11 protein-coding genes are annotated in these 12,733 nt (G+C 45.1%); 3 read left to right on the forward strand and 8 right to left on the reverse strand.

Going from position 1 to position 12,733, the window contains the following annotated elements:
* Window positions 1-394: 394 nt before the first annotated feature.
* The 3 genes from HP456_RS12555 to HP456_RS12565 all read right to left on the reverse strand — a co-directional run bounded on the left by HP456_RS12555 (window position 395) and on the right by HP456_RS12565 (window position 4,138).
* Window positions 395-1,171: a 3-hydroxybutyrate dehydrogenase gene (locus HP456_RS12555; RefSeq protein WP_172251573.1), complete on the reverse strand. Its 777-nt coding sequence runs from the start codon at window positions 1,169-1,171 to the stop codon at window positions 395-397.
* Between the two features lie 15 nt (window positions 1,172-1,186).
* The gene (locus tag HP456_RS12560; protein WP_172251575.1) at window positions 1,187-2,509 is read right to left on the reverse strand and encodes a GntP family permease; all 1,323 of its coding nucleotides are present in this window, start codon (window positions 2,507-2,509) and stop codon (window positions 1,187-1,189) included.
* 264 nt (window positions 2,510-2,773) lie between these two features.
* Window positions 2,774-4,138: a sigma-54 interaction domain-containing protein gene (locus HP456_RS12565; RefSeq protein WP_172251577.1), complete on the reverse strand. Its 1,365-nt coding sequence runs from the start codon at window positions 4,136-4,138 to the stop codon at window positions 2,774-2,776.
* A 169-nt stretch (window positions 4,139-4,307) separates the two neighbouring features.
* On the opposite strand from HP456_RS12565, the gene HP456_RS12570 reads away from it, so the two are divergent.
* Window positions 4,308-4,829 carry a cupin domain-containing protein gene (locus HP456_RS12570; protein WP_246289008.1) on the forward strand — a complete coding sequence of 174 codons (522 nt, stop codon included), beginning with the start codon at window positions 4,308-4,310 and terminating at the stop codon, window positions 4,827-4,829.
* 702 nt (window positions 4,830-5,531) lie between these two features.
* Here HP456_RS12570 and HP456_RS12575 read toward each other — a convergent pair.
* From HP456_RS12575 to HP456_RS12585, 3 genes are all read right to left on the reverse strand, one after another.
* Entirely contained in the window at window positions 5,532-6,731 is a 1,200-nt protein-coding gene (locus tag HP456_RS12575) for an MDR family MFS transporter (protein ID WP_172251579.1), read from the reverse strand.
* A gap of 323 nt (window positions 6,732-7,054) precedes the next feature.
* Window positions 7,055-7,219, reverse strand: coding sequence for a glycogen biosynthesis protein GlgD (locus HP456_RS12580; RefSeq protein ID WP_172251581.1), 165 nt, complete (start codon window positions 7,217-7,219; stop codon window positions 7,055-7,057).
* Entirely contained in the window at window positions 7,216-7,509 is a 294-nt protein-coding gene (locus HP456_RS12585) for a YtzC family protein (RefSeq protein ID WP_172251601.1), read from the reverse strand. Before HP456_RS12585 ends, HP456_RS12580 begins: the two co-directional genes overlap by 4 nt.
* A 272-nt stretch (window positions 7,510-7,781) precedes the next feature.
* Here HP456_RS12585 and mnmL point away from each other — a divergent pair, with 272 nt between their 5' ends.
* Together mnmL and mnmM are read left to right on the forward strand one after the other, a co-directional pair.
* Window positions 7,782-8,738 carry a tRNA modification radical SAM protein MnmL/YtqA gene (gene mnmL / locus HP456_RS12590; protein WP_376766211.1) on the forward strand — a complete coding sequence of 319 codons (957 nt, stop codon included), beginning with the start codon at window positions 7,782-7,784 and terminating at the stop codon, window positions 8,736-8,738.
* Window positions 8,735-9,307: a tRNA 5-(aminomethyl)-2-thiouridylate-methyltransferase MnmM gene (gene mnmM, locus HP456_RS12595; RefSeq protein WP_172251585.1), complete on the forward strand. Its 573-nt coding sequence runs from the start codon at window positions 8,735-8,737 to the stop codon at window positions 9,305-9,307. Before mnmL ends, mnmM begins: the two co-directional genes overlap by 4 nt.
* A 46-nt stretch (window positions 9,308-9,353) precedes the next feature.
* Here the strand turns inward: mnmM and HP456_RS12600 are convergent, their stop codons facing one another.
* Both HP456_RS12600 and HP456_RS12605 read right to left on the reverse strand, forming a co-directional pair.
* Entirely contained in the window at window positions 9,354-10,355 is a 1,002-nt protein-coding gene (locus HP456_RS12600; protein WP_172251587.1) for an LLM class flavin-dependent oxidoreductase, read from the reverse strand.
* Between the two features lie 111 nt (window positions 10,356-10,466).
* Window positions 10,467-12,733, reverse strand: a 2,267-nt coding sequence (locus tag HP456_RS12605; protein ID WP_172251597.1) for an immune inhibitor A domain-containing protein, incomplete at its 5' end; no start/stop codon positions are given.

Here is a 12,733-nt window from a genome sequence, read left to right on the forward strand (position 1 = left end):
CATAAATATCGAAATTCTCCTAATCTCTATCAAAGAAATCCCCCCTGAAACTGACAACCTTGCCGTTCAGCATGATATTCTTGCCGGAATGGCAATTTATCTTGCCACTTTGTATCATAATTTTGCCGATAACCCAAATATTCTTGCCAAAATCAATATTAATTCAGCCATTTAACAATTAATACCATTTTTATACTTATTCAATTCAAACACACATCCCTGTTCAAAGAATGAACCATGTACAAAAATTCCCCAAATAAGGCGCACTCATCTACCCCAGACTAAATCCCCATCTCCCAATAAACTCATCTCATCCCATCACCAAACCAACAAATCCCTATTCTCAAAAAAAAGAAATGACCCCACCAGGAAAGGGTCATTTCTAAAAACCTCATTACTGAATCGTATATCCTCCATCCAGCACCACTGCCTGCCCGGTCACTCCCTTTGCTGCGTCACTGCACAGGAATATGGTGTAGTCTGCGATTTCTTTGACTTCCAATAGCCTCTGCTGCGGTACTAGTGGATAGATGACTTCCTCCAATACTTTCTCCAGAGGAACTTTACGCGTTTTTGCCAGATCGCCAAGCTGATTCTGCACCAATGGGGTGTCGACATATCCAGGACAGACGGCATTCACTGTGACACCATGGGCGGCCGCTTCAAGGGCTGCCACCTTCGTAAGGCCGATCACGCCATGTTTCGCTGAGTTATAGGCAGCCTTACCTGCAAAACCTACTAATCCATTGATTGAAGCCATATTGATGATTCGGCCGGATCCCTGCTCTTTCATGATGGGCAAAACATGTTTGATCGCCACGAATGGAGCAGTAAGCATGACTTTTAGTAACAACTCAAATTTCTCAGTCGGAAACTCTTCAATCGGGGACACGTACTGAAGCCCCGCATTATTAATCAGGACATCCAGTCTGCCATAGTGATTCACCGTCATGGTGATTGCTTCTTTCAAGTCCTCTTCCAATGTTACATCACAGCGGATACCGAGTGCTTCATAGCCTTGTTTTTTTAAAGAAAGTGCAGCTTCCTGTACATCATCTTCTTTCAAATCCGTCAGGACAACTTTTGAACCGCTGGCAGCAAATTCTTTCCCAATTTCAAAACCGATTCCCTGTGCTGCGCCGGTTACAAATACGACCTTATTTTCAACCATGATGAAACTCCTTCCCTAAATGCCTAATCCTAAGCTGAATAAAATGATTGCTATGGCGAGCCCGAGCAATGGCACGATGACCGTAACTGCTCCGACAGCTCCATAGGCTTCCCCATGTGACTCGTTACAGATCGAACGGATCGTGGTCACCACATAGCCATTATGCGGCAGTGAATCCAGTGCACCTGAAGAAATCGCTGCAACCCTGTGCAGCGCTTCCGGATTTACACCCATATCCATGTAGTGCGGTGCAATCAGCGGAAGTGCTATTGCCTGGCCTCCCGATGCAGATCCTGTCATACCGGCAATGACACTGACCGCGATTGCGCCTCCGATCAATGGAGAACCAGGGATGCTGGTCATTACATTGACAGCGGTTTCAAATGCAGGGACGGCTTTTGCCACTCCACCAAATCCTACTACAGCGGCTGTGTTACCGATCGCGATCAACGCACCGATTGTCCCTTCTGAAACAGCAGGCCAGAAGCCTTTGAAAAACTTTCTATTTAATAGATAAGTCGAGATTACCCCACCAAGCAAAGCAATGATCAAAGCAGACTGTTTCATTGAATCGTGGAAAATGAACGAAAGAATCAACACAATCAGAAGCGGGATCAATCCCATCAGCGGATTCGGCAGCGGACGGCCTTCGTCGATAACCGGATCTTCTTCGCGCGATTGGAACCTTTCCCCTTTATTGATCGCCTTCTTGATGATGCGCTTCAACCACCAGTAACCAAATACTGCCATGAAGACAGCCACAATCAAGCTTACTTCCCAGCCTGCATAAGGTGTCGTCCCCAGATATTCGATGGGGATCCAGTTTTGAATCTCAGGTGAACCCGCAGAGGTCATGGTGAAAGTAACAGATCCGAGAGCCAGCGCTGCCGGAATGAATCGGCGGGGCAAGTCTGCCTGCTTAAATAAGCTCAGTGCCATCGGATAGACGGAGAATGCCACAACGAAAAGGCTTACTCCCCCGTACGTCAGTACCGCACATGCTGCGACGATTGCCAAGACGGCATATTTCATACCCAGTTTATCTACAACGAAACGCGATACACTGTCCGCCGCTCCGCTATCTTCCATAACCTTACCGAATATCGCACCAAGTAAGAACATTAAATACCAGGCAGCAACAAAGCTGGTGAAACCGGACATATAGTTGGTGACGAGATCCGCCTGCCCTTCACCTGCAAGCTGTGGAAATAGCGGCATTCCGCTCAATACAGCAACAAACAAAGCGGAAATAGGTCCGACAATGAGAATATTCATTCCGCGCATTGTTAAAAAGATTAATAATATAAGTCCTCCAATGAGACCAATCATACTTAACATCTTGTTTTCCCCCTTTTTCCAATAATATTTCTCTCGTTTTGAAATCATTTACATTTCTATTTGTCCTTCTCCTTTCTAAAACGATTCTTACACTTACTATACTTGCAATTATTGTGCCAACTTTCAGAATTAACAAAATCAGTATACGGGTTCCTCTTTTGTCCGGATATCCGGACAAAAGAGGAACCCATTCACACGTTGTACATAATTACAAGTAAAAAATTAAATAGTCCGGATAGCCGGACTCTATTCCGATTATCTGGACTATTCCATAAGATCATATTTATTTAATTTTTCATACATTGTCGACTTGCTGATTCCGAGCGACGATGCCATCTTCCGCTTATCTTCCTTAAACTTTTTCAGGCTTTGTTCCAACACTTTTTTCTCAGTATCTTCGATGATTTCTTTCAATGTCTTCGACTCGACATTGTATAGATTGCCCGCCTTCATGTATTGGGGTAAGGAACTCAATGAAATCTGGTATTCATTTGACAGGTAGGTGGAGGCATTGATCACATTTTCAAGCTCCCTTAAATTTCCCGGCCAGCTGTAAGAAGTAAAGATATCCAATACCTCCTGCTGGAATCCCTGTATTCTTTTTCCGGATGATTTCATCGATTTTGCCAGGAAGAAATCCGCAAGCATCTCAATATCATCTTTCCTGTCGCGCAGCGGCGGGATGACGAAAGGAACAACATTGATTCTGTAATAGAGATCACTCCTGAACCTTTTTTCTTCCATCATTTTTTCAAGGGGACGGTTGGTAGCTGCAATGATCCTGACGTTCACTTGGTGCACCCGTGAAGCCCCGACTGCTTCCACTTCACCTTCCTGCAGGACCCTCAGAAGTTTCGCCTGCATATTCAAAGGCATATCCCCGATTTCGTCAAGAAACAGGGTTCCTTTATGCGCAAGCTGAAATTTTCCTTTCTTCCCTCCTTTTTTGGCACCTGTGAAGGCTCCTTCTTCATATCCGAATAATTCCGACTCGAGCAGCTGCTCAGGGATGGCAGCACAATTCACTTTAATAAAAGGCTGTCCGCTCCTTTCACTAAGCTGATGAATGCTGTGCGCAAATAATTCCTTACCGGTCCCGCTCTCCCCCCTGATCAGGATCGATATGTCACTCGGGGCGATCATCTGTGCTTTATCCTTCAGCTCCTTGATCCCCTCGGAAGTACCGATGATGTCATTCAGGTTGTACTTCACCCCTGTATTAATATCCTGGATATAACTTTGAATCTTTGACATCATGTTTTTCACATGAGAACTCATCTGCATCCATTCACTGGTATCGCGGAAGATTACACTTCCAAAAGCCCCGATCACTTCTCCGTCTACAACGATCGGAATACGATTTGCAATCATATAATTTCCTTTTATATACTGAAGGTCGGCCACTTCTTCATTCCCGCTTTCCACGACCTTATGCATCCTTGTATTCTCGATGACATTCGTTACATGTGAGCCTATCGCTTTCTCCCGGTCCACTTCAAGGAACTTACAGTAATTTTCATTGATGTAGATGATCCTGCCATCATTGTCTACCACAACCAGCCATTCAAAGGCATTTTCCAAAATGATTTCAATCATTTCAACAGAAACTTTCTTCAACAGACTACTCATCTAAAATCCCCTACTCTCGTGAAACATCGTATTAGAAATATTCTTACAATTATAGTAGCATATCAATTCAAAACAAACAGGACTTCCAGGACAAATTTAAAGGGCGAAAACGAGTTTACAAATGGCTTTTTGCGGGAACTTTTTATAAAAATCAAAAGGAGGAATCCCAATGGAAATGGATCGATTAAAGATCTTTTATTTGGAAGATGACGGAACCATTCCAAACAATCCGGATATACCTGTTCTCATCTATCCGGATGCCGTGAAAAATACAGAAGATATGGAGAAGGTCTTTCATCAAAATCGCTGGAGGAACAGCTGGGTGAACGGCATTCATGATTTTCACCATTATCACAGCAATGCACATGAGGTGCTTGGGGTCAAAGAGGGCGAAGCAACCGTCCAGCTCGGCGGCAGCAAAGGTGTGAAAATCACGCTGCAGAAGGGTAATGTTGTCCTGCTGCCTGCGGGCACCGGCCATAAAAAGCTGAACGCGAGTCATGATTTCCAAGTGGTCGGCGCCTACCCTGACGGAGCCGATTATAATATGAAGGAAGGTACACTAAAGGAGCGGCCGCAGGTTTTGATCGACATCAAACGAGTGCCTCTCCCGGAGCTGGACCCTGTGTTTGGAAACAAAGGTCCCGTCATCAAATACTGGCTGCAAAATAAACAGAATGTGATAAAGTGACGGAGCGGCTGACCGAAGACGGGAATTAAAGTAACATTTTCTCTTGAACATATGTAACGGTCTATATCAGCTTGGAAACCATACTGCTCCCATTTAACGGGCAACCTTTACAAAATAAATATTGCGTTTGGATTCTTTCCGTGTTATTCTATACAAGCGATGAGCTGAATTGTGTAAGTCGGTGATCACGCCTTTATGGCAACAGACTATGTGGAGTTTGCTGATCATCCGCCTCAATTTTTTGCAAGTGGGCTTCCATAGGAAATGGGAGCCCTTTTTATATTGAAAAAGAAAAGCGGAGGCGGCTCGCCCAGAGGCGACAAGCATAAGACAGGGCAGCCATGAAGGCGTTCTTTGCCTTCTTGGATGGCATGGCTTATGTCTCGAGCCTCTAGCCGCCGGAGCTGGACAATAGAAAAGCGGAGGGGTTTTGCCCAGAGGCGGGTGGCATAAGACGAACCGGCCATGAAGGCGCTCTTTGCCTTCCTGGTCGGTTTGGCTTATGACATGTGCCTCTAAGCCCCGGAGCTGGACAATAGAAAAGCGGAGGCGGCTCGCCCAGCCCCGACAAGCATAAGATAAATGGGCCGGGGAGGCGTTTTCTGCCTTCTTGGCCCATTTATCTTATGACCTCGAGGGCTGGCCGCCGGACAATTCAAGCAGTAATTTTATTCTTTCTTTTACAGCAAAAGCCAATGATGATCATTGGCTTTTTATTTGTATAGGGTATGGTAATGTTGAGCTCTTTCTTAATGGACGATCATATATACTTGAAAGCACAAGAGATACGATGAAAAATCCGATCAGTGTCATGAATAGGACCTGGATGCTGAACACATCAACCAGGAGCCCTCCGATGAATGGACCGATCATCCTTCCCCCTGTTGCCGTACTGTTGACAATTCCCTGATAGAAGCCTTCACGGCCTTTAGGAGCGAGTGAATTGGCGATCGTCGGCACGGCCGGCCAGATCAGCATTTCCCCGATTGTCAGGATAATCATCGATATGGCAAACCATTCAAATGTATCCGATACAGAAGCGACGCCGAATGAAACCATGAATATAATTGTTCCCAGTATGATCTGCAGCTTCAGATTCTCCTCAAAGCGCTTTATCATTTTTGATAAAAGAGGCTGTGCGAGAACAATCAATGCACCATTGATGGTCCAAAGCAGACTGTACTGTTTCAAACTGATATTGATCTCCTGTGTGTAGGTTGCTATGGTCGACTGCCACTGGACATAACCGACCCAGCATAATAAATAGGCAGCACAAATGATCAGAAGTGCGGTCAGCTTGGCTTTGTTCCTGATTACTTTCTTCTCACTCAGAACGGATGTCTGCCTTGACGAATCCGCTGAAATATCACGGTAGCCAATAAGCGCGATCAAAAAGAATACAACATACATCAGTAAATTTGCGAGGAATATATAACTGAAGGAAAAGGATGCCACTAACCCGCCTAATGCAGCTCCCACTGCCACCCCGATATTTTGAGCAACATAGACAGAATTGAACGCCTTCCTGCCTCCTTCCGGCCAGACTGATCCAGCCATGGCATACATAGAAGGAAACACGATCCCTGAACCAAAACCAACAAGAGTCAAAAACACAACATAATAAGGCCATCCCTGCCACAAATTCATACCGACCAGGGATGCGAGCGTAATGATAATGCCCAGTAAAATTGAGCGGTATCCCCCTAATTTATCAAAAAGAATCCCACCGATCAGATTCCCGATGACACTTGCACCAGCATTGACCATCAGAACCAGCCCGGCAACGGTCAGTGTCTTACCGAGATGTTCATGCAGATAGATCGTATTGAGCGGCCACAGGAAGGAAGAACCTGTGACATTCACCATCATCCCGATAACTAGTAACCATAGTGATTTAGGCATTTTTAGCTTCCCTTTCCACCTTTTATTTCGAGTCCCAAAAGAATTTTACTCCTTTTGCAAGGGGGGAGCAAGAATTATTTTTGAAAATTTTTAGGGAAGGTTTTAATCGGGTGAGGAATGCTTATATCGGGTTAAGAAGAGGGGAGGTGCCAGGAACAATGCACCTCATTTGTGCCTGGCACAATCACCCCCTTTTGTATCCGCCAGGAACCACTAAACACCCAACTGCTCAGTAACTCATCCCTCTCATTGCAGCTGCCCTTTTCTAGCACGTCTCCCGGTCAATAGAAAAACCAGGTACTTAAAAGCACCTGGTTTTCATGTCATTTTCCGTTATTCTGATTGGATTTTACAGGCTGGCCCTGCTTTTCGTATCTTTTCTTGGCTGTTTTGACAGGGTTTTGCTCAGCGCCGAATTCTGTATCTAAATTACGAAACTCACTTCTTGTTTTCTGTTCGGGATTATTTTGTTTAGAACGTTTTTTCAATGTAATTTTCCTCCTACTACATTCGGGTCATGTTCTAATAAAATCATCTCATTTTGAAGACTTTGCAATTGAAGTCTCATTCTGTGCAGCTGTTCACGCTGCTGGGAATTAGCGCTGTGTGCCAGGTCAGCGACATCATTTACCGCTTCTTCGATCTGCTGCATCGCTTTTGTGTATTCCTGATCGTGATAATGCTCCTGCTCCATACCTGATTTGTATTGCTCGTGAGCGTAACGAATGGCATCTTCACATTTCTGGATACAGTCTTCAACGGATTGTCTTGTTGCCATGTCGACTACCTCCTGCTCTCTTTTCTTTTGTCTGAAGAAGAGATTCTGCCCCCTCTTCTTCTTCATTAGTTTTCACCTGAGGTACACATTCAAAAGTGGTAATCTTCACCTATTTAAACAGGCATGATACATTCCCATTCCCATTCATGTTAAAATCTTTTTGATGGGCTGTGCTGCATTCCGGTGAAGATATAACATTGAGCTTAATTCATTACCGTTTTTTTCAAATGTTACTATACATAATCATATGAAAAATACAGGAGGTGTTTGTCATAGAGGCAAACTCGTTTCCGTTCGCTTCCGATAATAAGCGATATCATACATGGAATTACCATTTACGCAGTCATTTTGGGCATAAAGTGTTCAAAGTGGCACTCGACGGCGGCTTCGACTGCCCGAATCGTGACGGCACCGTCGCACATGGGGGTTGTACGTTCTGCAGCGCAGCCGGATCAGGTGATTTTGCAGGCGACCGAGTCGATCCGTTGGAAAAACAATTTAATGAGAGTAAAGAGAAGATGCACAGAAAATGGAAAGATGGCAAGTATATGGCTTATTTCCAGGCATTCACAAATACCCATGCACCCGTTGAGGTTTTGCGTGACAAATATGAGACAGTCTTAAAACAGGAAGATGTGGTGGGACTTTCGATCGCCACCCGGCCTGACTGCCTGCCTGATGATGTTGTCGAGTATCTTGCCGAACTCAATGAGCGCACCTATCTGTGGGTGGAACTTGGACTTCAGACCGTTCACGAGAAGACGGCGAAGATAATCAATCGCGCACACGACTTTCAATGTTATGTTGATGGTGTGAAAAAACTTCGAAGACATGGGATCCGGGTATGTTCTCATATTATTAACGGGCTGCCACTGGAAAATGCCGAAATGATGATGGAAACTGCACGTGAAGTAGCGAAACTTGATGTGCAGGGGATAAAAATCCACCTTCTTCATTTATTGAAAGGCACTCCAATGGTCAAGCAATATGAAAAAGGACTCCTTGAATTCCTGGACTTTGACCAATATGTAAAACTTGTTTGTGATCAATTAGAGATCATCCCGCCGGAAATGATCATCCACCGGATTACAGGAGACGGTCCCATCGAATTAATGATCGGACCGATGTGGAGTGTGAATAAGTGGAATGTACTCAACGCGATTGATCATGAATTAATAAGCCGAAACAGTTGGCAAGGAAAATATTTTAATGTGGATGTGAAAGCATGAAACTGGAACGAATTTTACCTTTTGCCCGAAAACTTTTGGACAATGCAGTAAATCCGGGCGATATCACGATTGATGCCACACTGGGAAACGGAAATGATACTTTGTATCTGGCTCAGCTCGTCGGAGATAACGGGCGGGTTTATGGCTTTGATATCCAAGAGGATGCGGTACAAAATACAAGAGAGCAGCTAGCCACCCATGAACTCGACCATCGAGTTACCTTGTTTCAGCAAGGGCATGAGACGGTAATGAATGTCATCCCTCCCGTTCATCACGGGAAGATTACAGGAGCGATCTTCAATCTTGGTTATCTACCCGGCGGGGACAAAACGATCGTCACCCGTCCGAGGACGACCATCTCGGCAGTCAATCAAATTCTTGAGATGATGGCACCGGAGGGGATCCTGGTCCTCGTTATTTACCATGGTCACCATGAAGGAGCCGTTGAAAGGGACTATCTGCTCCGTTATGTGGAAAAATTGGACCAGAATTATGTCCATGTATTACGCTATCAATTCGTAAACCAACTGAATAACCCTCCATTCATCCTTGCATTGGAGAAAAGATAAGAAAAGGGACGGTCCTTAGTATAATAAAGGACCGTCCCTTTCGACTTTAAAGCAGTGCTTCCGCGATGAGTTGGAATGATTTGATTTTATCTTTGAAGTCGTATGTGATGCTGACAAGCATGATTTCGTCCGCTTGATAATCTTCGCTGAGCTGAAGGATTTCTCTTCTTACTTTCTCAGGATTTCCAACGATCATTCGTTTTCGGTTTTCCCTTACCCGTGCCATTTCGAATGGGCTGTATTGATAGGCAGCTGCTTTTTCCGGGCTTGGGGTTCCATTGGAGCTCATTCCCTGTTCCAGCATGATCAGAGATAGATCAATACTTGAAGCGACTCTTTCCGCTTCTTCATCCGTATCTGCACAAATCGTGAAGACTGCGACTGTATTCTTCGGTTTATCCAGATAGTCGGACGGGACAAAGTTGTTGCGGTATGCCTGCGTATATTGAGGGCCGCCTTCACCGTTGATAAATTGAGCAAAAGTGTAAGGCAGACCCTTTTGCGCAGCCAGCATTGCACTTGAAGGGCTTGACCCGAGCATCCATACTTCAGGCATCGTCCGGATCTTTGGTGCTGCCGTCAGCCCCTGGTAAGGATGAGAATCCGGAAGTGAATCTGTCAGATAGCCCAGCAATTCATCGATTTGCTCAGGATAACGGTTGACATCGCGGTGTTTCCCGTCACTGAGGGCCATCGAAGCCATCGGCATTCCGCCGGGAGCCCGGCCAAGACCTAAATCGATACGGTCTGGGTTCAATCCCTCCAGCAGCCTGAAGTTTTCTGCTACTTTGTACGAACTGTAATGAGGGAGCATTACCCCGCCGGATCCGACACGGATCTTCGCCGTGTTTTGAGCCAAGTGGGCTATCAATACCTCCGGTGAGGATCCCGCAAGGCTCGGTGAATCATGGTGCTCCGATACCCAAAAACGTGTGAAACCCAGCTTTTCTACAAACCGGGCAAGTTCTACTGTATGTTGTAAAGCCTCTTGAGGGCTCATTCCTTCTGAAATTGGTGACTGATCCAAGACACTTAATTTGATAGGCAAAATTGGACATCTCCTTTATCTGATGTGAGTATTATTATCAATTCACAGGGGAAAAATGTCCAATAACATGCTTAAAGGGTGACGGCAGCAAGCCGTCACCCTTTGAAAAGCTTATTTTTTTGAAATTTCAACCCGGCCAACTGAACGATCTTTACTTTGCCCAGTCACTTTAATCTTCAACCCATATTCAGGAACATTTCGCCCTGCATCCGGCATTTTTTCGTTAAGGTAACTGCGCTTGTCGTTAAACTCAGGATTTTTTTTAGTATATCTATCTTCCAGAGTTAAGCCAAGCAGTTCACGATAGTCAAGTAACATTTTATCTGTTTTATCCATACTGAATGCTGCATCATGGATTTGATAGCGGGTCGACGCCATCGAGTTGTCGCTCCATTTAAGCTCGCGCTGATCTGCATCTACCACTCCAAGGAAACCTTCGCCTGGGTGAATACCTGTCCAGTTGTCACCATACTTTTCATCAGCATACCATATGACAAGGCCTGGATCATATTGCATTAAACTATCACCTCTGCGAATGTGGGCCAAACCTTCATCCACGCCCTGGTGGTTTCTCCATTCAAGGAGATAATAATGTTCGGATGTCTTAATTCCATTATCCTTAGTGAAGCCCTCCAGTGAAACCTTTGCGTCACCTTCGGCATCATCAAAGAACAATTCGCTGCCGTCTGCAGTCACTTTGATGTCATCCGCATAAAGACCGGGGTTTACTGCTGCTACATCGGTCCAATAATTCAGCTTCACTTGAACGTTCTTCCCTGCATATTGGCTTAGATCAAATTCTGCATCCACCCATCCGTCAGACTTACCTGTAATTCCATGACCAGGGTTCTGATCATTAGGGTTTGTTTCAGTCGTGATATTACCTGGGATACTAGTCCAGTTTTCACCGTCTTCGCTAACTTGTACTGAAGCGTAATCCCAATCCGTTTCGATATCATACCAAGCTTTAAATGATAATTCTGCATTTTCTGCAGCAGTCAAATCGGCATTAAGGACAGCTGAATTGTCTAAATCATTGCCGCTGCCGCTGAAGTATTCAGATTCGCCGCTGAAAGGAGTGTTGATTACTGTCTCTTTGTCCGGAAGGTTGATACGAAGGGCATCGGGATTCGTGCCTTTTGTATTTGCCTGATCCAGATAAACATCCAATCCCTTTCTATCAATGTCTTCAAGATTCACTTCTTCATATTTCAGCCAGTTGCCTCCATGTGCAGCTTGCAGGAACTCTTTCGACCATGCACTGAAACCGGTTGGTTCCGTGCCAGGAACTTTTCCTGCCCAGCTTCCGCTTGCCATGATGGACCAGTATGCGACTGCTTCTCCTTCACCGGAATATTGGGTATCATATTCATCCGGCAGACCCAGGTCATGTCCGTATTCATGAGCAAATACTCCCGCTGCACCATCGGCAGGCTGTACAGTATAATCATAGGCTGCCATTGAACCGCCCCAGTAAGGGACTTCCGCTTCAGTTCCATCAACAGGGTATATATCACCCAAGTTCCAGCGGTGAGACCAGATGGCATCAGGACCGAGGCTTCCGCCGCCGGCTTCCTCACCAACAGCCGAATGAACGATCATCAGATGGTCAACCAGCCCGTCTGCTTCTCGGGTATTTCCATCACCATCAAGGTCATAGCGGTCTTCCTGGTCATAGTCTGAAAGGTTCACATTCGGGTCAGCCACCGCGTTTACAAGTGCTTCACGCACAAGGCTTCTTGCATCCTTATCATTATCTCCCGCTTCAGGGTCATTACCGCCATATTCAGCTGCTGGCTTGGCAGCTTGATACCATCCTGCAACCTCACCGTCAACTGTGTAGGCACCATCGGTTTGCTGTTCATAAAATTGTTTCATCGAAATCAGATTCTCGCCATTAGGGCCCGTATATCCATTCTCTCCGAAAACCATATCTTCATAGTGCTCTTTTACATAGTCTTCATAATACATATCCGATTCACCAGGCTGGATTGAGTTATGAGGAAAATCCGGGAATTCCATTAGAAGCACAAGGACCTTATCCGTTCTTTTTTCTCCTGTGTATTCCTCTTCTTCTACCGGATCAAGGTTTCTCTTTTTGCCTTTTTTATGATTGTTCCCTTTTTTATGTTTTTGGATATCTTTTTCAATCTTCTCTTTTTCTTCCTTTAACTCTCCGTCATCCTCAAGTTCTTTTAGTCCTTCTGATTTTTCTTTTAGGAATTTCTTTACTGCTTGTTCCGCCTGTTCAGCAGTTGCTTTCTTAGACAGCTTTCCACTCTCTTGAAGCATTTCTATCAATTTTTCCTCATTGGCAATCGCAAGGTCAAATGGCCCCTCTTGATGTGAATGAGATTTTTGTACCGCCGGCTTCACCA

The sequence above is a fragment of the Bacillus haikouensis genome, assembly GCF_013179555.1.
GTDB lineage: Bacteria > Bacillota > Bacilli > Bacillales > Bacillaceae_B > Rossellomorea > Rossellomorea haikouensis_A.

Bases quoted from the DNA above. Each gene is read 5' to 3' on its own strand.
- HP456_RS12555 (WP_172251573.1), bottom strand. From the start codon at position 1,171: ATGGTTGAAAATAAGGTCGTATTTGTAACCGGCGCAGCACAGGGAATC.
- HP456_RS12560 (WP_172251575.1), bottom strand. From the start codon at position 2,509: ATGTTAAGTATGATTGGTCTCATTGGAGGACTTATATTATTAATCTTT.
- HP456_RS12565 (WP_172251577.1), bottom strand. From the start codon at position 4,138: ATGAGTAGTCTGTTGAAGAAAGTTTCTGTTGAAATGATTGAAATCATT.
- HP456_RS12570 (WP_246289008.1), top strand. From the start codon at position 4,308: ATGGAAATGGATCGATTAAAGATCTTTTATTTGGAAGATGACGGAACC.
- HP456_RS12575 (WP_172251579.1), bottom strand. From the start codon at position 6,731: ATGCCTAAATCACTATGGTTACTAGTTATCGGGATGATGGTGAATGTC.
- HP456_RS12585 (WP_172251601.1), bottom strand. From the start codon at position 7,509: ATGGCAACAAGACAATCCGTTGAAGACTGTATCCAGAAATGTGAAGAT.
- mnmM (WP_172251585.1), top strand. From the start codon at position 8,735: ATGAAACTGGAACGAATTTTACCTTTTGCCCGAAAACTTTTGGACAAT.